The following is a 20,727-nucleotide window of genomic DNA, read 5'->3' as shown; positions in this document are numbered from 1 at the left end:
CCCGGCAGCATGCTATCGTGCCCGATGCCGCACGGCCGGAAGCGGCCTGCGGCAGGGAGGCCATGGGGAAAGCGTGAAACCCGGACAGGCGTGCCCGCGCCGCGCGATCGGCGCGGTCGCACCGGTTCGTCGCGCCGGAGCCGCCCTCCGCCTGGCGGGTTGAAGCATGGGTTCAGCGTGGAACGTGCAACCTCGGCGGCTCGCCCTCGACCGCCGGGTGCCAGCCACCATCCATGATTCGACTTGGGACAGGATCGTGCTGTCGCTACAGGAGACTCATGTGAACGCCGAAATTCGCCAGGAACTGCTCGATCGCCCCCAGCTCATCGCCGCGTTGCGCAGCCTGCGCAGCGGCGACTTCAGCGTGCGCCTGCCCGAAAGCGGCCCGGGCGCCGACCTCGAGGTGGCGCGGCTGTTCAATGAAGTCGTCGGCTTCAACCGGCAGCTCACCGAAGAGCTCGAGCGCCTGTCCATGGTCGTCGGCAAGGAAGGCCGAATCAACCAGCGCGGCCGCGTGAAAGCCGCCACCGGTGGATGGGAGAGCGCGATCCGCTCGGTCAATGAACTGATCGAGGACATGGTGCAGCCGACCGCCGAAGTGGCGCGCGTGATCGGTGCGGTGGCCAAGGGCGACCTGTCGCAGACGATGACGGTGGAGATCGACGGCCGCCCGCTGCGCGGCGAATTCCTGCGCATCGGCAAGGTGGTGAACACGATGGTGGCGCAGCTCGCCTCGTTCGCCTCCGAGGTGACCCGCGTGGCGCGCGAGGTGGGTACCGAGGGCAAGCTGGGCGGCCAGGCCACCGTGAAGGGCGTGGCCGGCACCTGGAAGGACCTCACCGACAACGTCAACGCCATGGCCACCAACCTCACCGGCCAGGTGCGCAACATCGCCGAGGTGACCACCGCGGTGGCCTCGGGCGATCTTTCCAAGAAGATCACGGTGGAGGTGAAGGGCGAGATCCTCGAGCTCAAGAACACCATCAACACGATGGTGGACCAGTTGAACTCGTTCGCCTCGGAAGTGACCCGCGTGGCGCGCGAGGTCGGCACCGAGGGCAAGCTCGGCGGCCAGGCGCAGGTGCCGGGCGTCGGCGGCACCTGGAAGGACCTGACCGACAACGTCAACCTGATGGCCGACAACCTCACCGGCCAGGTGCGCAACATCGCGGAAGTGACCACCGCCGTGGCCTCGGGCGATCTTTCCAAGAAGATCACCGTGGACGTCAAGGGCGAAATCCTCGAACTGAAGAACACCATCAACGTGATGGTGGACCAGTTGAACGGCTTCGCCTCCGAAGTGACCCGCGTGGCCCGCGAGGTGGGCACCGAAGGCAAGCTCGGCGGCCAGGCGCAGGTGCCGGGTGTGGCCGGCACCTGGAAGGACCTCACCGACAATGTGAACCTGATGGCCGACAACCTCACCGGCCAGGTGCGCAACATCGCGGAAGTCACTACCGCGGTGGCCTCGGGCGATCTTTCCAAGAAGATCACCGTGGACGTCAAGGGCGAAATCCTGGAGCTGAAAAACACCATCAACGTGATGGTGGACCAGCTCAACGGCTTCGCGTCGGAGGTGACCCGCGTGGCTCGCGAGGTGGGCACCGAGGGCAAGCTCGGCGGCCAGGCGCAGGTGCCCGGCGTGGCAGGTACCTGGGCCGACCTGACCGACAACGTGAACCTGATGGCGGCCAACCTGACCGGCCAGGTGCGCAACATCGCCGAGGTGACCACCGCAGTGGCGCGTGGCGACCTGTCCAAGAAGATCACGGTCGACGTCAAGGGCGAGATCCTCGAGCTCAAGGACACCATCAACGTGATGGTGGACCAGCTCAACTCCTTCGCCTCCGAAGTGACCCGCGTGGCGCGCGAGGTGGGTTCGGAGGGCAAGCTCGGTGGCCAGGCGCAGGTGCCCGGCGTCGGCGGCACCTGGAAGGACCTCACCGACAACGTGAACCTGATGGCCGGCAACCTCACCGGCCAGGTGCGCAACATCGCCGAGGTGACCACCGCAGTGGCGCGTGGCGACCTGTCCAAGAAGATCACGGTCGACGTCAAGGGCGAAATCCTCGAGCTCAAGAACACCATCAACACGATGGTGGACCAGCTCAACGGCTTCGCCTCCGAGGTGACCCGCGTGGCCCGCGAGGTGGGTTCGGAAGGCAAGCTCGGCGGCCAGGCGCAGGTGCCCGGCGTCGGCGGCACCTGGAAGGACCTCACCGACAACGTCAACGCGATGGCGGCCAACCTGACCGGCCAGGTGCGCAACATCGCCGAGGTGACCACCGCGGTGGCGCTGGGTGATCTATCCAAGAAGATCACCGTCGACGTCAAGGGCGAAATCCTCGAGCTCAAGAACACCATCAACACCATGGTGGACCAGCTCAACTCGTTCGCCTCCGAGGTGACCCGCGTGGCGCGCGAGGTCGGCACCGAGGGCAAGCTGGGCGGCCAGGCGCAGGTGCGCGGCGTCGCCGGCACCTGGAAGGACCTCACCGACAACGTCAACCTGATGGCCGACAACCTCACCGGCCAGGTGCGCAACATCGCGGACGTGACCACCGCCGTGGCGCGCGGCGATCTTTCCAAGAAGATCACCGTGGACGTCAAGGGCGAGATCCTCGCGCTCAAGGACACCATCAACGTGATGGTGGACCAGCTCAACGGCTTCGCCTCCGAGGTGACCCGCGTGGCGCGCGAGGTCGGCACCGAGGGCAAGCTCGGCGGCCAGGCGCAGGTGCCCGGCGTGGGCGGTACCTGGAAGGACCTCACCGACAACGTCAACCTGATGGCCACCAACCTGACCAACCAGGTGCGCGGCATCGCCGACGTGGTGACCGCCGTGGCGCAGGGCAACCTCAAGCGCAAGCTGTCGGTGGACGCCAAGGGCGAGATCGCCGCGCTGGCCGACACCATCAACGGCATGATCGAGACGCTCGCCACCTTCGCCGACCAGGTGACCAACATGGCGCGCGAGGTGGGCATCGAGGGCAAGCTCGGCGGCCAGGCGCGCGTGCCCGGCGCCGCGGGCCTGTGGCGCGACCTCACCGACAACGTGAACCAGCTCGCCGCCAACCTGACCAACCAGGTGCGCTCGATCGCCGACGTGGCGACCGCGGTGACCAAGGGCGACCTCTCGCGTTCGATCGCGGTGGCCGCCTCCGGCGAAATGGCCGCGCTGAAGGACAACATCAACGAGATGATCCGCAACCTCAAGGACCAGACCTTGAAGAACGCGGAACAGGACTGGCTCAAGACCAACCTCGCCCGCTTCTCGCGCATGCTGCAGGGCGTGCGCGACCTGGCGACGGTGTCCAACCTGATCATGTCGGAGCTGGCGCCGCTGGTGAACGCGCAGTACGGCGTGTTCTACGTGGCCCGCCGCGAGGACAACGAGACCGTGCTCGACCTGGTCGCCAGCTACGGCGCCGAAAGCAAGGACCAGCTCAAACCCACCTTCAAGCTGCGCGAAGGCCTGGTCGGCCAGTGCGCCGCCGACAAGCGGCCGATGCTGCTGACCGACATTCCCGACGGCTTCATCCGCATCGGCTCGGGCCTTGGCCATGCGGCGCCCGCCAACGTGGCGATCCTGCCGGCGCTGTTCGAGGACGACGTCAAGGCGGTGATCGAGCTGGCCTCGTTCAACCACTTCAACGAGACCCACCAGAGCTTCCTCGACCAGCTGATGGAATCGGTCGGCATCGTGCTCAACACGATCGCCGCCACGATGCGTACCGAAGGCCTGCTCAAGCAGTCGCAGCTGCTCACCACCGAGCTGCAGGCGCGCCAGACCGAGCTGACCACCAAGCAGGAAGAGCTGCACACCACCAATGAGGAACTGCAGGAAAAGGCCCAGCTGCTGGAGAACGAGAAGAAGCAGGTGGAGGCCAAGAACTTCGAGATCGAGATGGCCCGCCGCGCCGTGGAGGAAAAGGCCGAACAGCTCGCGCTCACCTCCAAGTACAAGTCCGAGTTCCTGGCCAACATGAGCCACGAACTGCGCACGCCGCTCAACTCGCTCCTGATCCTCTCGCGTCTGCTGGCGGACAACCCGCAGGGCAACCTGAGCGAGAAGCAGACCGAGTTCGCCCGCACCATCCATTCGGCCGGTTCCGACCTGCTGAGCCTGATCAACGACATCCTGGACCTGTCCAAGATCGAGTCGGGCACGGTGTCGATCGAGCTCGGCGACATGCCGCTCAGCGGCCTCAAGCAGCACATGGAACGCACCTTCCGCCAGCTCGCCAGCGACAAGAGCCTGGAGTTCAAGGTGGAGTTCGACCCGCGCCTGCCGGCGGCCATCCGCACCGACGAAAAGCGCCTGCAGCAGGTGGTGCTGAACCTGCTCTCCAATGCCTTCAAGTTCACCAGCGACGGCAGCGTCACGCTGGCGGTGCGCCCTGCCACCGGCGGCTGGAGCACCAACCATCCGGTACTGCGCTACGCCGAGCAGGCCATCGAGATCGCCGTAACCGACACCGGCATCGGCATCCCCAAGGACAAGCAGAAGCTGATCTTCGAAGCCTTCCAGCAGGCCGACGGCACCACCAGCCGCAAGTACGGCGGCACCGGCCTGGGCCTGTCGATCAGCCGCGAGATCGCGCGCCTGATCGGCGGCGAACTGCAGGTGCGCTCCACCCCCGGCGAGGGCTCCACCTTCACCCTGTTCGTGCCGCTGGAAGCCGTCACGCCGGTGCCCCTGCCGCTGGGCAGCAGCAACGCCCGCTACGACAACAGCGGCGCCATGGTGCCCGGCGCCCTGCCCGCCCAACTGGAGGTCACCGACGACCGCGACGCGCTAGGCGACGCCCCGTTCGTGCTCATCGTGGAGGACGATCCGACCTTCGCCTCGATCCTGCTGGACATCGCACGCGACGCCGGGCTGAAGGGCGTGGTCTCTACTGCCGGCGCCGGCACCCTGGGCATGGCGCGCAAGCTGCAGCCGCATGCGATCACGCTGGACCTGGGCCTGTCCGACATCGACGGCTTCGTGCTGCTGGACCTGCTCAAGCACGATCCGCAGACCATGCACATGCCGATCCAGGTGATCTCCGGCGCCGACCGGATCGGCTCGGCGCTCGGCCTGGGCGCCTTCGGCGTCACCGAAAAGCCGGCGGCGCCCGAGCGCTTGTCGGAGGTGTTCGCCCGCCTGGCCCATCACATCCGCCAGTCGCCCGCACCGCGCCCGGCGGCGGAACCGGCCAACGGCATGCGCCCGGTGCCGGAACTGGCCGGCGCGCGCATCCTCATCGTCGACGACGACATCCGCAACATCTACTCGCTGACCAGCGTGCTGGAAAGCCACGGCGTGGAGGTGATGCATGCGGAGGGCGGCCGCGAGGGCATCCTGATCCTGGAGCAGACCCCCGGCATCGACATCGCGCTGATCGACATCATGATGCCGGAGATGGACGGCTACGAAACCATGCAACAGATCCGCGCGCAGCCGGCGCTGGCCGACGTGCCGCTGATCGCGGTCACGGCCAAGGCGATGAAGGGCGACCGGCAGAAATGCCTCGACGCGGGCGCCTCGGACTACATCGCCAAGCCGGTGGACATCGAACTGCTGCTGGCGCTGCTGCGCGTGTGGCTGGTCCGCTCGCGCGAGCGCACGTCGGCCGTCGCGCCGTAGCGCGGAGCCTTGACCCATGAACGTGCCTGTTTCCCGCCATACCCTGTCCGCCCTGCGGCGCGGCCGCCCGGCCGAGCCGACCGGGCGCGCGCGCATCCTCATCGTCGACGACGACGAGCGCAACCTGCTGGCCATCCGCACCGTGCTGGAGGACATCGCCGACGTGGTGCTCGCCCGCTCCGGCGAGGACGCGCTGCGGCAGTTGCTCAAGGGCGAGTTCGCGGTGATCCTGCTGGACGTCTACATGCCCGGCATGGACGGCTACGAGACCGCGCAGATCATCCGCGCGCGCGAGCAGACCAAGCGCATCCCGATCATCTTCCTGTCGGCGGTCAACAAGGAGACCGAGCACCTGATCCGCGGCTACTCGATGGGCGCGGTCGACTACGTCTTCAAGCCGGTCGAACCGGTGGTGCTGCGCTCCAAGGCGACGGTGTTCGTCGACCTGTACATGATGACCCGGGAGGTGCGCCGCAAGGCGCAGCAGGAACAGCAGTTGCTCGACGCCAACCTGCGCGCGAATGCCGAGCGCCTGCGCGCCGAGCAGGAGCTGCGCCTGGTCGAGCAGCGCCAGGCGGCGATCATCCAGTCGCTGCCGCTGGTGCTGTACCTGGAGGACCACGACGCGGCGCCGCGGCTGCCCAAGTTCGTCAGCGGCAACTTCACCGCGGTCACCGGCTTCGCCTTCGAGGACGTGAGCGCGAACCCCACGCTGTGGCTGGACCGGCTGCATCCCGACGACCGCGAGCGCGTCACCGCCGCCCTGCGTGCGCGGCGCGGCGGCCGCGCCTACGCGATGGAATACCGCTGGCAGTGCGCCGACGGCACCTACAAGCACTTCCTCGACCAGGCCGTGCTGTTGCGCGACGCGGACGGGCGTCCGCTCGAGTACGCCGGCACCCTGCTCGACGTCACCGAGCGCAAGGACCTCGAATCCCAGCTGCTGCACGTGCGCAAGATGGACGCGCTGGGCCAGCTCACCGGCGGCATCGCGCACGACTTCAACAACCTGCTTGCCGCGGTGCTCGGCGGGCTTGGGCTGATCGAGCGGCGCGTGACGCTGGCCGACGACCAGCGCAAGGTGCTGGAGATGACCCGGCATGCCGCCCAGCAGGGCGCCGAACTGGTTTCGCGCCTGCTCGCCTTCGCGCGCAAGCAGAAGCTTGAACCCGCGCGCATCGACATCGACAGCCTGTCCGGCGCGGTCAGCCAGTTGCTGGCACATACGCTGGGCGGCCTGGTCCAGTTGGAGTGGGAGCTGCAGGGCGACCTGTGGTCGCCCTACGCCGACGAAACCCAGCTCGAACTGGCGCTGATGAACCTGGCGATCAACGCGCGCGATGCGATGCCCGAAGGCGGCAGGATCTGCATCGCCTGCCGCAACGCCACGCTCCCCGACGGCGGCGACGCCCCCGCGGGCGACTACGTGGTGCTGGCGGTGTCCGACACCGGCTGCGGCATCCCGCCGGAGATGATCGAGCGCGTGACCGAGCCGTTCTTCACCACCAAGGCAGTCGGCAAGGGGACGGGGCTGGGACTCTCCATGGTGTACGGCTTCGCCCAGCAATCGGGCGGCACCATGCGCATCGATAGCCGGCTGGACCAGGGCACCACGGTGGAACTGTGGCTGCCGCGTGCGCCGGCGGCCCTGCGCCGCCCGCCACCCAGTGCGTCCGCCGGGAATCCCGCGACGCGCAACCGCACCCGCAACATCCTGCTGGTCGACGACCACGACGGTGTCCGCACCACCACCGCGGCCATGCTCGAGGACCTCGGCCACCGCGTCACCACGGCCACGGATGGCGAGCACGTCAGCCAGCTGATCCAGGGCGACGGCCTGGGGGGCATCGACTTCATCATCAGCGACTACGCCATGCCGCTGGTGTCCGGTTCGGAGGTGATCCGCAAGCTGCGCTCGGTCAAGCCGGGACTGCCGGGCATCCTCATCAGCGGCTACGCTGACAAGGCGGCGATCTCCGGCGCGCCCGAAGGTGTGATCGTGGTGTCCAAGCCGTTCACGCCCACCCAGTTGCAGGATGCGATCGCCGCCGCGGCGCACGCCTACGGGTAGCGCCAGCTGGTTCCCGTTCCCCGCGGCACACGGGCCGATGGCGCGGCCGGGTGCGCCATGCGGCGTGCCCAACTGAACGAGTGCTGCACCGAGGCTCGCCGCCGTCCGGAGGACCCGAGTCCCCGCCAGGCACGACGCCATGCCGATCCGGATGCGCGCGCCCTTGAAATCCGGCTCGCCACCGCGACCTCCAAGGGGTCGTCCGGCTTGCCGCGGCGCAGCAGGCCCGGCGTATAATCGTTAAGATTGCATACGGCCTTTTGCCCCTCCCCAGGCGAACGGCCGCAAGCCTCCCTTCCCTGCCGGTGGTGACGTGAGCACGAACCTGATTCGCGAATTTTCCGAGTCCTCCCAACTCGCCGGCGGCAACGCCGATTACGTCGAACAGTTGTACGAGTCCTGGCTCGCCGACCCTGCGTCGGTGACGGCCGACTGGGCCGGTTACTTCGAGTCCTTCAAGGGCCGCGGCAGCGACACCCCCCACTCGGCCGCGATTGCCCGCATCGAGGCCGCGCAGAAGCAGCGCCACGTGGCCGGCGCACCGGTCGACGACGCCCACGCGCGCAAGCAAGCCGGCGTACTGCGCCTGCTCACCGCCTACCGCTCGCGTGGCCATCTGGCGGCCGACCTCGACCCGCTCGGCCTGGCCGGCAAGATGGAGGCACCGGACCTGGGGCTGGCCTTCCACGGCCTGTCCGAGGCGGACCTGGACACCGAATTCGATTGCGGCACGTACGCCGGTGGCGGTCAGCGCATGAAGCTGCGCGAGCTGCTCGCGCGGCTGAAGAAGACCTACGCCAGCACGATCGGCGCGGAGTTCATGTACATCTCCGACCACGCACAACGCGCCTGGATCTACACCCGGCTGGAGCAGGCCAACGGCAGCGCGGGGCTGGACGCCAAGGGCAAGAAGCGCGTGCTGGCGGGCCTCACGGCCGCCGAAGGCCTGGAGCGCTACCTGCATACCAAGTACGTCGGCCAGAAGCGCTTCTCGCTGGAAGGCGGCGACAGCCTGATCCCGATGGTCGACGACGTGGTCACCGCCGCCGGCGACAGCGGCGTCAAGGACCTGGTGATCGGCATGGCCCACCGCGGCCGCCTGAACGTGCTGGTCAACATCCTGGGCAAGCCGCCCAAGACACTGTTCAACGAATTCGAGGGCAAGTTCGAGCATCCGGACGACCCGGCCCACTCGGGCGACGTGAAGTACCACATGGGCTTCTCCGCCGACGTGCGCACGCCGGACGGCAACGGCGTGCACGTGGCACTGGCGTTCAACCCCTCGCACCTGGAAATCGTCAACCCGGTGGTGGCCGGCTCCGTGCACGCGCGGCAGATCCGCCGCCACGACGGCGAGCGGACCCAGTCGATGGCGGTGCTGATCCATGGCGACGCGGCCTTCGCTGGCCAGGGCGTCAACATGGAGCTGTTCCAGATGTCGCAGGCGCGCGGCTTCAAGATCGGCGGCAGCCTGCACATCGTGATCAACAACCAGGTCGGCTTCACCACGTCCAATCCGCAGGACGCGCGCTCCACCATGTACTGCACCGACCTGGCCAAGATGGTCAACGCGCCGGTGCTGCACGTGAACGGTGACGACCCCGAGGCGGTGATCGAAGTCACCCGCCTGGCCTACGAGTTCCGCAAGCAGTTCCGCAAGGACGTGGTGATCGACCTGGTCTGCTACCGCCGCCACGGCCACAACGAGGCGGACGAGCCGTCGGCCACGCAGCCGGTGATGTACCAGATCATCAAGAAGCGCCCGACCACGCGCGACCTCTACGCGCAGCAGCTGGTGAAGGAAGGCGTGCTGGCCGAGGGCGAGGGACAGAAGGAGCTGGATGCCTACCGTGACCGCCTCGAGGCCGGCGGCTCGATGACCGAGCTGGAGGCGAACCCGAACCGCGACGTGCACGTGGACTGGAGCCGCTTCATCGGCGGCAAGCTTTCCACCCCGGCCGACACCGGCGTGCCGAAGCAGAAGCTGCTGGAGCTGGCCAACCGCATCCTGGACCTGCCTGCAGACGTCACGCTGCAGCCGCGCGTGGCCAAGATCTACGACGACCGCCGCAAGATGGCGGCCGGCGAGCACCCGGCCGACTGGGGTTTCGCCGAGAACCTGGCCTACGCCACGCTGATCGACCAGGACTACAACCTGCGCCTGGTCGGCCAGGACTCCGGCCGCGGCACGTTCTTCCACCGCCACGCGGTGCTGCACGACCAGAAGGACGGCCACACCTACATGCCGCTGGCCACCGTGCGCGCAGGCGCCGACGTCGAGGTGATCGACTCGCTGCTGTCCGAGGAAGCGGTGATGGCCTTCGAGTACGGCCATGCCACCACCGACCCGTACACGCTGGACATCTGGGAAGCGCAGTTCGGCGACTTCGCCAACGGCGCGCAGGTGGTGATCGACCAGTTCATCAGCTCGGGCGAGGCCAAGTGGAACCGCCTGTGCGGCCTGACCCTGCTGCTGCCGCACGGCTACGAGGGCCAGGGCCCGGAGCATTCCTCCGCCCGCCTGGAGCGCTTCCTGCAGCTGTGCGCGCTGGACAACATGCAGGTGTGCGTGCCGACCACGCCGGCGCAGGCCTTCCACATGATCCGCCGGCAGATGGTGCGCCCGGTGCGCAAGCCGCTGATCGTGATGACGCCCAAGTCGCTGCTGCGCCACAAGCTGGCGGTGTCCTCGCTGGACGAGTTGGCTTCCGGCGGCTTCCAGCTGGTGATCGGCGAGCACCGCGAGCTTGCCGCCAAGAAGGTCAAGCGCGTGGTGCTGTGCTCGGGCAAGGTCTACTACGACCTGCTGGAGGACGCGGAGAAGCGCGAACTCAAGGACGTGGCGATCGTGCGCGTCGAGCAGCTCTATCCGTTCCCGCGGCCCGAGGTCACCGCCGAGCTGGACAAGTATCCGGCGGCCAGGGAAGTGATCTGGTGCCAGGAAGAACCGATGAACCAGGGCGCGTGGTTCCAGATCCGCCACCACCTGCAGGCCTGCGTCGGCGCCAAGCACAGTCTGTCCTACGCCGGCCGCGGGCGTTCGCCGGCGCCGGCCGCCGGCCACCTCAACACCCATACCGCCGAGCAGACCGCGCTCGTCGAGCAGGCGCTGGTTGCGCCGGTCGGCGACGACCAGTCGGCGGAGTAAGCTTTCCGGATCGATGCGGCCAGGATGGCCGCCAGTTGCCGCGCCTACGGACGAGCGCCCAAACCCCAAGGACCCGTCATGTCCATCGAAGTCAAAGTCCCCGTCCTGCCCGAGTCGGTCTCCGACGCCACCATCGCCAGCTGGCACAAGAAGGTCGGCGAGGCGGTCAAGCGCGACGAGAACCTGGTCGACCTTGAAACCGATAAGGTGGTCCTGGAAGTGCCCTCGCCGGTCGACGGCGTGCTCAAGGAGATCAAGCACCAGGCCGGCGACACGGTGAACAGCCAGCAGGTGATCGCGATCCTGGAGGAAGGCGCCGCCGCGCCGGCTCCCGCGCCTGCGGCGAAGGAAGAGCCCAAGGCCGCCGCTCCCGCGCCGGCCAAGGCCGAGGCACCGAAGGCCTCGGGCAAGGGCGTCGACGAGCTCTCTCCGGCCGGCCGCCGCGTCGCGACCGAGGAACACATCGACCCGTCCAAGGTCGCCGGCACCGGCCGCGACGGCCGCGTGACCAAGGAAGACCTGGTCAACTACGGCAAGGGCGGCGCCGCCCCTGCCCCGGCCGCGCCGGCCGCCAAGCCGACCCCCGGCTCCCGTCCGGAAGAGCGCGTGCCGATGACCCGCATGCGCGCCAAGATCGCCGAGCGCCTGATGCAGTCGAAGAACTCGATCGCCATGCTCACCTCGTTCAACGAGGTGAACCTGGCCGAGGTCGTGAAGATGCGCAAGTCGCTGGGCGAGCAGTTCCAGAAGACCCACGGCATCAAGCTCGGCTTCATGAGTTTCTTCGTCAAGGCGGTGGCCGAGGCGCTCAAGCGCCATCCGATCGTCAACGCCTCGGTCGACGGCAACGACATCATCTACCACGGCTACCAGGACATCTCGATCGCTGTGTCCACCGACAAGGGCCTGGTGACGCCGGTGCTGCGCGACGTGCAGGACATGAGCTTCGCCGACATCGAGAACGGCATCGCCGAGTACGCCAAGAAGGCGCGCGACGGCAAGCTCTCGCTGGACGATCTGCAGGGCGGCACCTTCACCGTCACCAACGGCGGCACCTTCGGCTCGCTGCTCTCCACGCCGATCGTCAACCCGCCGCAGAGCGCAATCCTCGGCATGCACACGATCAAGGAGCGTGCGATCGTCGAGAACGGCCAGGTGATCGCCGCGCCGATGATGTACATCGCCATCTCCTACGACCACCGCATCATCGACGGCAAGGACGCGGTGCTGTTCCTGGTCGACATCAAGGACCAGCTTGAGAACCCGCAGCGGATGCTGCTCGGGCTCTGATCGCCGCCCCGGCGATCAGAAAATAGGTACGAAGCTCCAATGGTGGGCGGTGCAATTCGAGCCCGCTCACCGTAACTTCCCGCTTCATTCCATGCCGCGATCATCCTCGACGCGACATGCAGCAAGGAACCTCGCATGAGTGACCAACAATTCGACGTCATCGTCATCGGCGCCGGCCCGGCCGGCTACGTGGCCGCGATCCGCGCCGCGCAGCTGGGCCTGAAGACCGCCTGTGTCGACGACTTCACCGGCAAGGACGGCAAGCAGGCCCTCGGCGGCACCTGCCTCAACGTGGGCTGCATCCCGTCCAAGGCGTTACTCGACTCCTCGCGCCAGTTCTGGAACATCTCGCACAACTTCCCGGTCCACGGCATCAGCGTGGAAGGCGCCAAGGTCGACCTGGGCACCTTCATCGGCCGCAAGGACAAGATCGTCAAGCAGTTCACCGGCGGCATCGGCCAGCTGTTCAAGGCCAACAAGGTCACCGCCTTCTATGGCAAGGGCAAGCTGCTCAAGGGTAACCAGGTCGAAGTGACCGGCAAGGACGGCTCCAAGCAGACGCTCGCCGCCACCAACGTGATCCTGGCCTCCGGCTCGGTGCCGATCGAGCTGCCGTTCGCCAAGTTCGACGGCAAGACGATCGTCGACAACGCCGGTGCCCTGGACTTCACCGAGGTACCCAAGCGCCTGGGCGTGATCGGCGCCGGCGTGATCGGCCTGGAACTCGGCAGCGTGTGGAAGCGCATGGGCGCCGACGTCACCGTGCTCGAAGCCCTGCCCGACTTCCTGGGCGCCGCCGATGCCGACATCGCCAAGATCGCGCTGAAGGAATTCACCAAGCAGGGCCTGGCCATCAAGCTCGGCGCCAAGGTCTCCAAGGCCGAGGTGAAGAAGGACGGCGTGCACCTGAGCTACACCGACAAGGACGGTGAGCAGTCGCTGGTCGTCGACAAACTGCTGGTCGCTGTCGGCCGCCGCGCCTACACCGACGGCCTGCTGGCCTCTGACACCGGCGTCAAGCTGGACGAGCGCGGCCGGATCGTGGTCGACGAGCACAACCACACCGGCGTCGACGGCGTGTGGGCGATCGGCGATGCCGTGCGCGGCCCGATGCTGGCGCACAAGGGTTCCGAGGAAGGCGTGGCCGTGGCCGAGTGGATCGCCGGCAAGGCCGGCCACATCAACCTCGACACCGTGCCGTGGGTGATCTACACCGAGCCGGAAATCGCCTGGGCGGGCAAGACCGAGAAGCAGCTCAAGGACGAGGGCGTGCCGTACAAGATCGGCACCTTCCCGTTCGCCGCCATCGGCCGCGCCGTGGCGATGAACGAGGCCATCGGCCAGGTGAAGGTGATCGCCCACGCCGAGACCGATCGCATCCTTGGCGTGCACATGGTCGGCCCGGGCGTGTCCGAGCTGATCGCCGAATGCGTGGTGGCGATGGAGTTCAAGGGTTCCTCGGAAGACCTGGCGCGCATCGTCCACGCCCACCCGACCCTGTCCGAGGCCGTGCACGAGGCCGCGCTGTCGGTCGACAAGCGCGCCATCCACAAGGGCAACTGACCGGCCTGCGCCAGGCCCATCGGCCCGCTCGTGGCGACATGGGCGGGCCGCGTCGTTTCCGGCGAAGCCGGAAGCGCCAAATCGATACGGCGCTCTTCTGCCCTGCCCCGACCGAGCCACACCTGCATGCCCCAACCCACCGCCCTCTGCGTCTACTGCGGCTCCAGCAGCGGCAGCCACCCCGGGTACGTCGAACAGGCCCGTGCCTTCGGCACCGAGATGGCCAAGCGCGACATCGCGCTGGTCTACGGCGGCGGCAAAGTCGGATTGATGGGTACCGTGGCTGACGCCGTGCTCGCCGGCGGCGGCAAGGCCATCGGCGTAATCCCGCGCCAGCTGGTGGACCTGGAGGTCGCCCACCCGGGGCTCACCGAGCTGGTGGTGGTCGAGACCATGCACCAGCGCAAGACGCGCATGTACGAGCTGTCCGACGCCTTCGTCGCCCTGCCCGGCGGCTTCGGCACCATGGACGAGATGTTCGAGATGCTGACCTGGGCGCAACTCGGCCTGCACCGCTACCCGTGCGCCTTTCTCGACGTGCGCGGCTACTACACGCACCTGCGCGCGATGATGGACCACATGGTGGCCGAACGCTTCGTGCGGCCGGAGCAGCGCGACGATGTCTGGTTCGGCCCCGACATGGCGGCGCTGTTCGACTGGATGGCGAGCTACGAAGGCCGCTACCTGCCCAAGTGGGTGGACGACCGCAGCATCGACGCCTGAGCGCAGGAAGGAGGCAAGGCATGAATCCGACGACCGCGTTCCGCGCCATGCGCGTCCGCAACGACGAGGCCGGCTACCGCAGCGGCATCGAGACGATGGATGCCGATGCGCTCACCGCGGGCGAGGTGCTGGTCAGGGTGGCCTGGTCCTCGGTCAACTACAAGGACGCGCTGGCCGGCACCGGCAAGGGCAAGATCCTGCGCCAGTACCCGCTCAACGGCGGCATCGACCTCGCCGGCCACGTGGTGGCCTCGACCGATCCGGCCTTCCGGGAGGGCGATGCCGTGCTGTGCACCGGCAGCGGCCTGTCCGAGACGCGCGACGGCGGTTATGCCGAGTACGCCCGCCTCGACGCGCGCTGGACCATCCCGCTGCCGGCCGGCCTGTCCCTGCGCGAAAGCATGATCCTGGGCACGGCCGGCTTCACCGCAGCGCTGGCCCTGCTACGCATGCAGGACAACCGCCAGGCGCCGGACCTGGGACCCATCGCCGTCACCGGCGCCAGCGGCGGCGTGGGCCAGCTCGCGATCGACATCTTCAGCCGCGCCGGCTACGAGGTACACGCGATCAGCGGCAAGGCGGACCACTTCGACTTCCTGCGTAGCCTGGGCGCCAGCCAGTGCATCGACCGCCACCAGCTCGCCTTCAGCGGCAAGCCGATGGATTCGGCCCGCTTCGCCGGCGCGCTGGACAACGTCGGCGGCCCGATGCTCGCCGGCCTGCTGCCGCTGGTGGTGCCCTACGGCAACGTGGCGATCTGCGGCAACGCCGGCGGCATCGCCTTCGACAGCACGGTCATGCCCTTCATCATCCGCGGCGTGAGCCTGCTCGGCATCGCCTCGGCCGGCACCGCGCGGAACCTGCGCGAGCGGGTCTGGCAGCACCTGGCCGACGACTGGAAGCCTCGCCACCTCGACCGCATCGCCACCGACGAGGTCACGCTCGACCAGTTGCCAGCCGTCTTCGGGCGCATGCTGGCCGGACAATCCTTCGGACGCACGGTCGTGCGCGTCGGCGGCGCGTGAATCCGCGCTTGGAAGCGCTCTCTGCGCGGCATAGAATCCACGACAATTACAAGGGAACCCTTACCTCATGGCACGAATCCTGATCGTCGACGATTCCCCGTCGCAGCTGCTGGGCCTCAAGCGCATCGTCGAAAAACTCGGCCATGAGTCGCTGACCGCCGAAGACGGCGCCGCGGGAGTCGAGGCGGCCAAGCGCGAACGTCCCGACCTGATCCTGATGGACGTGGTGATGCCCAACCTCAACGGTTTCCAGGCCACCCGCATCATCAGCAAGGACCCGGACACCGCGCACATCCCGGTGGTGCTGGTCACCACCAAGGACCAGGAAACCGACCGCGTATGGGGCATGCGCCAGGGCGCCAAGGCCTACGTCACCAAGCCGATCAAGGAAGACGAGCTGGTCGCCACCATCAAGCCGCTGCTGCCAGCCTGAAACGCGTTTGAGCCCTCTCCCCGTTCCTTGTCAAGGATGGGAGAGAGGGTTGGGTGAGGGACGAGGCCCGCGACGGACCCTCACAATGGCGCGGCCGTGCTTTAGCTATGGACCCGCAGCCTCCTCGCAAGACCGCCCTCACCAGCCCTCTCCCCGTCGGGGAGAGGGAGCAAATCATGCCCGCGGGTCGTAGCCCTCGAACTGCTTCTGCAGCGCCTCATACGCCTCGCGCTGGGCCTCGCTTTCGGCCGCTGGCGCACGAATCGACAGTTCCACCAGTTGGTCCCCGGCCGGGCTGCCCGGCAAGCCCCGGCCTTTCAGCCGCAGCTTGCGGCCGGATTGCGAGCCCGCCGGGATGCGCAGGTCCACGGCCCCGGCCAGGGTCGGCACCGGCACGGTGGCGCCCAGCGCAGCCTCCCACGGCGCCAGCGGCAGCACGTGCAGCACATTCCGGCCCTCGAGCTTGAAGCGCGCGTCGTCGCGGATTGCCACCTCGAGCATCAGGTCGCCATTCGGCCCGCCGGCCGCGCCAGGCTGGCCCTGGCCGCCCAGGCGGATCACCTGGCCGGGCAGGATGCCGGCCGGAATCTTCACCTCCAGCACCCGCTCGTGACCACTGCTGTCATGCAGGGCCAGGCGCGTGCGCCCGCCATCGAAGGCGGTCTGCAGGTCGATCTGCACCTGCGCCTGCACGTCGCGGCCACGACGCGGCCGGGCCTGGCCACGCGCACCGCCGCCGGCACGGCCGAACAGGCTCTCGAAGAAATCGCTGAAGTCGCCGCTGCCGGCATCGCTGAAATCGAAGCCGCCACCCTGCCCCCAGCCCGGCGGCGGGCGGAACTGTTCGCCGCCGCGGTAGCCGCCGGCGCGCAGTTGGTCATAGGCACGGCGCTTTTCCGGATCGCGCAGGGCCTCGTTGGCTTCGTTGATCGCCTTGAAGCGCTCCTCTGCGCCCGGCTCCTTGTTCTTGTCCGGGTGGTATTGCCGCGCCAGCTTGCGGTAGGCCGACTTGATCTCGGTTTCGCTGGCGTCGGGCTTCACCCCGAGGATGTCGTAATAGTCTTTGAATTCCACTGCCCTTCCTCGGCAAGACTGCGCAGGCAGGCGACCTCCCGCGGATGCGTTCCGCGAAAGGCCGCCCGGATCACGCTACGGTAGCCGCTCAGTGGTTGGTCGAGGGATTGCCGCCGCCGGAACTGCCGCTGCCACCGCCACCATGTTCGGTGGAAATCGAAATGCGCCGCGGCGTCGTCTCGGCACGCTTGGGAATCACGATTTCCAGCACGCCGTGCCGGCCGACCGCGGTGATGCCGTCGGGATCGGCGCTGTCCGGCAGCGCGAAGCGGCGGTGGAAGGTACCGTGCGCGCGCTCGATGCGGGTGAAGCGGCCATTCTGTTCCTCGTTCTGCACGGTGCGCTCGCCCTTGATGGTGAGGATGCCCTTCTCCATGCTCACCTCGATGTCGGCCGGATCCACGCCCGGCACATCGACGAAGATCACGAAGCGCCTGTCCTCCTCCTTGATGTCCACGCGCGGCGCCCACTGGCTGGTCACCACGTTGGACGGGTCGCTTTCGTCCTGCTGAAAGAAGCGATCGAACGCATGACGGATTTCCTCGGGGAACGCGCTGGCGGCATTCCACCTCAGGTTGCGGTTGGAACTCATGGCTGATTCCTCCAGAAAGAGTCACGGCAGGCGCCGCTTGCACCAGAAAGTAGGTACGCCCGCCGCCGATTCAAGGCGACAGCCGCCGCCGGCCGGGTTTACGATGCCCGGCCCTACCCCCGGACGAACCCCATGAGCATCCAGATCGGCCAACCCCTGCCGGACCTCGACGTCGACGTGATCGAGGACGGCGCCCCGGTGCGGCGCGTGTCCACCGCCAGTCTGTTCGGCCACGGCCGGGCCGTGCTGTTTGCCGTCCCCGGTGCCTTCACGCCGACCTGCTCGGACCACCACCTGCCGGGCTACGTGCAGCATTTCCGCGAGTTCCAGGAACGCGGCGTCGAGGTCTTCGGCATGGCGGTGAACGATGCCTACGTGATGCAGGCCTGGGCGGGTGTCCAGCAGGTCCCGCCGGGCCTGAAGCTGCTGGCCGACGGCAACGCCAGCTTCACGCGCGCGCTGGGCCTGGAGTTCGACGGTACCGCCTACGGCATGGGGCTGCGCGCCCGCCGCTTTGCGCTGTATGCCGAGAACGGGGTGGTGCGCCTGCTGCACGTGGAAGCGCCAGGGGAATTCCGCGTCTCGACCGCCGAGGCGATGCTGCAGGCACTCCCGGCGCCGGAGGCCAGCACGACGGCCGGTTGAGGCGAGGGCACGCCCCTGCCGCAGACCATGGAGGAGCCGGAGGAGCTACGATCGCCCAGCAGTACGCAACATCAGCAAGCCCAGGCCACGTTCAACCGATTGCCGAAGGAGGTCGCTGCCATGCGGTACGTACTGTTCGACAAGGTCAACAACGAGATGATCCTGCTTGCCCGGATCCTTCTGGTGGTGCTGTTCGTGCTGTTCGGCTGGAGCAAGCTGACCGATTTTTCGGGGACGGTCGGCTACATGGCGAGCGCGGGCCTGCCGGTTCCCAAGCTGGCGGCAGCCGTGGTCGTCCTGATGGAGTTCTTCGTGGGGCTGGCGATCGTGCTCGGCTTCTTCACGCGGCCGCTCGCCCTTCTGCTGGCCCTGTACACGCTCGGTACGGCGTTGATCGGACACCACTACTGGACGATGGACGGCGCCGATCGGATGGCCAACATGATCAACTTCTACAAGAACATCTCGATCATCGGCGGGCTGCTGCTGTTGTGCGTCACCGGCCCGGGAAGATATTCGATCGACCGCCGCTAGCCTGCGGGAACGCCACCGGGACGACTGGCGATACGCAAAAAGAAAGCCCCGGCGAGCCGGGGCTTTCTTACATCGGTCAGGCCTCTTCCGTTCCTTCCGGGACGGGCGCCGGACCTTCCGGCGACACACCCTCGGCCGGCTCGGCATCCTCGCCGTTGCCTTCCTCGGCATCCAGCCGCACCACGCTGACCAGGTTCTCGTCGGCCGGCAGGCGGATCAGGGTGACGCCCTGGGTGTTGCGGCCGAGCTGGGAGATTTCCCCGACGCGGGTACGCACCAGCGTGCCCTGGTTGGAGATCAGCATCAGCTCGTGGCCCTCGGTGACCTGCACCGCGGCGACCAGCGCGCCGTTGCGCTCGGAACATTGGATGCCGATCACGCCCTGGGTGCCGCGGCCCTTCTTGGTGAACTCCTCCAGCGGCGTGCGCTTGCCGTAGCCACGCTCGGTGGCGGTGAGGATGTCGCCCTCGGCGGCCACGATCAGCGAGACCACCTCGGCCCCTTCGGCCAGCCGCATGCCGCGCACGCCGGTGGCGGTACGGCCCATCGAGCGCACGGTGTTCTCGTCGAAGCGATTGACCTTGCCGTTGGAGGCGAACAGCAGGATGTCGCTGTTGCCGTTGGTGATCGCCACGTCGACCAGCGCATCGCCCTCGTCCAGGTTGATCGCGATCTTGCCACGCTGCAGCTGGAAGGCGAACTCGGTCAGCGGGGTCTTCTTCACCGTGCCGCACCTGGTGGCGAAGAACACGTAGCACTCCGGGCTGTATTCGCGGATCGGCAGCACCGCCTGCACCTTCTCGCCCTCGGCCAGCGGCAGCAGGTTGACCATCGGCTTGCCGCGCGCACCCGGGCCGGCCTCGGGCATCTGGTAGACCTTGAGCCAGTAGACGCGGCCGGTGCTGGTGAAGGTCAGCAGCGTGTCGTGGGTGTTGACCACCCACAGCTGCTCGACGAAATCCTCGTCCTTCAGCGCCGAGGCCGAACGACCCTTGCCACCGCGCTTCTGCGCGCGGTAGGTGCTGGCCGGCTGGCGCTTGACATAGCCGGTGTGCGACAGCGTGACGACCATGTCCTCCGGCGCGATCAGGTCGAGGACGTTCAGGTCTTCCTGCGAATGCTGGATCTCGGTGCGGCGCGCATCGCCGTACTCGGCCTTGATGACCTCGAGCTCCTCGCGGATCACCTTGAGCAGGACTTCCGGGTTCTCCAGGATCTCGATCAGGCCGCGGATGGTGTCCAGGATCTGCCGGTATTCGTCGGAGAGCTTCTCCTGCTCCAGCCCGGTCAGGCGATGCAGGCGCATGGCCAGGATTTCCTGCGCCTGCACGTCGGAGAGCTGGTAGCCGTCGGCCTTCAGGCCGTCGCGCGGATCCATGTCTTCCGGCCGCGAAGCCTCCGCGCCGGCGGCGGCCAGCAGCGTGCCGACCATGCCCGGCTGCCACTTGCGCGCCAGCATGCGCTCGCGCGCCTCGGCCGGCGAGGCGGAGCTGCGGATCAGCTCGATCATCTCGTCGATGTTGGCCAGAGCGACGGTGAGGCCTTCCAGGATGTGCGCACGTGCGCGCGCCTTGCGCAGCTCGAAGATGGTGCGCCGGGTCACTACCTCGCGGCGGTGGCGGATGAAGGCCTCGAGGATCTCCTTGAGGTTGAGCAGCCGCGGCTGGCCGTCCAGCAGCGCCACCATGTTGATGCCGAAGGTGACCTGCAACTGCGTCTGCAGGAACAGGTTGTTGAGCACCACGTCGGCCATCGCATCGCGGCGCACCTCGATCACGATGCGCATGCCGTCCTTGTCGGACTCGTCGCGCAGCTCGCTGATGCCCTCGAGCTTCTTTTCCTTGACCAGCTCGGCGATCTTCTCGATCAGCCGCGCCTTGTTCACCTGGTAGGGCAGCTCGTGGACGAGGATGGTCTCGCGGCCGTTCGACTCGGTCTCGATCTCGGTGTGCGCGCGCACCAGGAGGCGGCCGCGGACGGTGTGGTAGGCCTCGACG

Annotated in this window: 13 protein-coding genes; 10 read left to right on the top strand and 3 right to left on the bottom strand. The window is 67.8% G+C overall.

All coding sequences use genetic code 11. The features are described 5' to 3' along the window. Window positions 1-280: 280 nt before the first annotated feature. The 8 genes from AAIL17_RS08335 (at window position 281) to pilH (ending at window position 15,885) form a co-directional block, all read left to right on the top strand. Window positions 281-5,632, top strand: coding sequence for a HAMP domain-containing protein (locus tag AAIL17_RS08335; RefSeq protein ID WP_424682364.1), 5,352 nt, complete (start codon window positions 281-283; stop codon window positions 5,630-5,632). Between the two features lie 16 nt (window positions 5,633-5,648). Beyond that, window positions 5,649-7,703, top strand: a complete 2,055-nt coding sequence (locus tag AAIL17_RS08330) for a response regulator (RefSeq protein WP_424682363.1) — start codon at window positions 5,649-5,651, stop codon at window positions 7,701-7,703. A gap of 313 nt (window positions 7,704-8,016) precedes the next feature. Then, window positions 8,017-10,851, top strand: coding sequence for a 2-oxoglutarate dehydrogenase E1 component (locus AAIL17_RS08325; protein ID WP_424682362.1), 2,835 nt, complete (start codon window positions 8,017-8,019; stop codon window positions 10,849-10,851). Between the two features lie 78 nt (window positions 10,852-10,929). After that, on the top strand, window positions 10,930-12,141 hold the full coding sequence (odhB, locus tag AAIL17_RS08320) for a 2-oxoglutarate dehydrogenase complex dihydrolipoyllysine-residue succinyltransferase (protein ID WP_424682361.1): 1,212 nt from the start codon (window positions 10,930-10,932) through the stop codon (window positions 12,139-12,141). A 135-nt stretch (window positions 12,142-12,276) separates the two neighbouring features. Further along, on the top strand, window positions 12,277-13,704 hold the full coding sequence (lpdA, locus tag AAIL17_RS08315; RefSeq protein ID WP_424682360.1) for a dihydrolipoyl dehydrogenase: 1,428 nt from the start codon (window positions 12,277-12,279) through the stop codon (window positions 13,702-13,704). A 126-nt stretch (window positions 13,705-13,830) separates the two neighbouring features. Then, window positions 13,831-14,427, top strand: coding sequence for a TIGR00730 family Rossman fold protein (locus AAIL17_RS08310; protein WP_424682359.1), 597 nt, complete (start codon window positions 13,831-13,833; stop codon window positions 14,425-14,427). Window positions 14,428-14,447: 20 nt separating this feature from the next. Beyond that, window positions 14,448-15,452: a YhdH/YhfP family quinone oxidoreductase gene (locus AAIL17_RS08305; RefSeq protein ID WP_424682358.1), complete on the top strand. Its 1,005-nt coding sequence runs from the start codon at window positions 14,448-14,450 to the stop codon at window positions 15,450-15,452. A gap of 67 nt (window positions 15,453-15,519) precedes the next feature. Further along, window positions 15,520-15,885: a twitching motility response regulator PilH gene (gene pilH / locus AAIL17_RS08300; RefSeq protein ID WP_209614798.1), complete on the top strand. Its 366-nt coding sequence runs from the start codon at window positions 15,520-15,522 to the stop codon at window positions 15,883-15,885. Window positions 15,886-16,059: 174 nt separating this feature from the next. Here the strand turns inward: pilH and AAIL17_RS08295 are convergent, their stop codons facing one another. Together AAIL17_RS08295 and AAIL17_RS08290 are read right to left on the bottom strand one after the other, a co-directional pair. Next, on the bottom strand, window positions 16,060-16,959 hold the full coding sequence (locus AAIL17_RS08295) for a DnaJ C-terminal domain-containing protein (RefSeq protein ID WP_424682357.1): 900 nt from the start codon (window positions 16,957-16,959) through the stop codon (window positions 16,060-16,062). Between the two features lie 88 nt (window positions 16,960-17,047). Beyond that, a complete protein-coding gene (locus tag AAIL17_RS08290) occupies window positions 17,048-17,551 on the bottom strand; it encodes an Hsp20/alpha crystallin family protein (RefSeq protein ID WP_424682356.1) in 504 nt (167 codons plus the stop codon). A 132-nt stretch (window positions 17,552-17,683) separates the two neighbouring features. Between AAIL17_RS08290 and AAIL17_RS08285 the strand changes: the two genes are divergently transcribed. Together AAIL17_RS08285 and AAIL17_RS08280 are read left to right on the top strand one after the other, a co-directional pair. Further along, on the top strand, window positions 17,684-18,196 hold the full coding sequence (locus AAIL17_RS08285; protein ID WP_424682355.1) for a peroxiredoxin: 513 nt from the start codon (window positions 17,684-17,686) through the stop codon (window positions 18,194-18,196). A 120-nt stretch (window positions 18,197-18,316) separates the two neighbouring features. Next, on the top strand, window positions 18,317-18,730 hold the full coding sequence (locus AAIL17_RS08280) for a DoxX family protein (protein WP_424682354.1): 414 nt from the start codon (window positions 18,317-18,319) through the stop codon (window positions 18,728-18,730). A gap of 76 nt (window positions 18,731-18,806) precedes the next feature. On the opposite strand, the gene AAIL17_RS08275 is transcribed toward AAIL17_RS08280, so the two are convergent. Beyond that, the coding region (locus AAIL17_RS08275; protein ID WP_424682353.1) for a DNA gyrase C-terminal beta-propeller domain-containing protein at window positions 18,807-20,727 on the bottom strand (1,921 nt) is incomplete at its 5' end.

The organism is Frateuria sp. YIM B11624, assembly GCF_049727805.1.
Classification (GTDB): Bacteria; Pseudomonadota; Gammaproteobacteria; order Xanthomonadales; family Rhodanobacteraceae; genus Frateuria_A.
This window is presented reverse-complemented; position numbering and strand designations above follow the sequence as displayed.